Below are 1452 nucleotides of genomic sequence, written 5' to 3'. Positions count from 1 at the left end.
AACAGATAGTCAGCAAAACAAGGTTCTTAGAGCAATGATTGATAGTGATTATTATGGTGGTCTGAAAAGGTCATCTCAACAACAATTGCGTAAACTAATAAGGCTGGCAAAACCTGATAACTCACTTTCTACTGTTTTACAAGTTGCTTTTGAAGATAATTTGTACTTGATTACTGAAGAATTACAATATTATCTAGATTATTTTGGTATTGCTAATGTAAGTAATGAATTACCCACTAAAAATGGGTAATTCTGATTAATGGAATTAGGAGCTATTGTAGAGTCAAGTATAAACCACATTAAAGGCACTTGTAAGCTTGTTTAAGCTTACTTAGAGCCTTTTAGGTGTTCTTTATGGCTTGACTCGTAACTACGTAAAAACATAGAAAAACAGGTCAAACATGCTTGACCTGTTACCTACTTATAGTATTTAGTGGCTAAAAAATTATTATGCTTTTTATGCTACAATTAAAGTATAAAAAAATAACTTCGTGGCAGTAATGGGTATACTCACGAAGCTTTCTCTTCTAAAGATAGTTTAACATATTAATTGGTAATTGGAACTTTTAAATACGTTAAAAATGAATTTGATTAGATAGAAGGCTTCGTTGTCACGTGAAATAGACAAAGGAGTCTTTTTTTATGGACAAAACAGAAAATGGTAACCGGCTATATCTAATAGCCGGTAAAAGTGTCGAAAATTGTGTTAAAAATAAAAAAATTAATGTTTCTATTGACCAAATAACTCTAATTGCTCCGATTTCATTGGAAGCATGGGAAAAACATGTGAATAGGTGGTTAATGCTACCTTTTGTTAGGGTTTCTGGTTCAGGCATTAAAGTTGTTGATACTGATAATTGTTATGTTGACGATTATAAAAATGAACATGAATATGTTGAGCCAGAACAAATAGCTTTCATTGAAATGCCGAAATATCATACAGATGAAATTAGAATAGATTTTAATCCAAATCATGGTATGGATACAGCAGGAGGACAATGGTTAAAAAGTATTTTAGAAAAACTACCTAATAAACATTTTAGTCGCCTTGATATTGCTATTGATATGTTCAACTATCCTGAAATAGAAAAATATGATTTATGGCAGTATGGCATGACAAAAAAACTTTATTTTGGTAGGCAACAAAAAATAGAGACTAAATATTGGGGTTCTCGTTCGTCATTAAAACAAGTAAGACTATATAATAAAAAAATAGAACAAAAACAAAGACATGGCAAAATAGTATATGCTAATTCATGGTGGCGGTTAGAGTTTCAATTGAGGGGTAAAATCATTCAGCAATATCCGAAAATTGTTAATGAAATGTTGAATAATTTTTATGTTCCTGATTATAAGAGTTCTAAATTAACAGATAGTCAGCAAAACAAGGTTCTTAGAGCAATGATTGATAGTGATTATTATGGTGGTCTGAAAAGGTCATCTCAACAACAA

General features: G+C 30.8%; 1 protein-coding gene and 1 pseudogene. Both read left to right on the top strand.

Annotation, left to right across the window (positions count from 1 at the left end):
* Window positions 1-250, top strand: a 250-nt coding sequence (locus J3U71_RS11585; protein WP_267395737.1) for a hypothetical protein, incomplete at its 5' end; no start/stop codon positions are given.
* Window positions 251-642: 392 nt separating this feature from the next.
* Window positions 643-1452, top strand: a pseudogene (locus J3U71_RS11580) (replication initiation factor domain-containing protein); the annotation flags it as partial.

Origin of the sequence: Lactobacillus sp. B4015, from assembly GCF_026536055.1 — a bacterium.
Taxonomy (GTDB): domain Bacteria; phylum Bacillota; class Bacilli; order Lactobacillales; family Lactobacillaceae; genus Lactobacillus; species Lactobacillus panisapium.
This window is presented reverse-complemented; position numbering and strand designations above follow the sequence as displayed.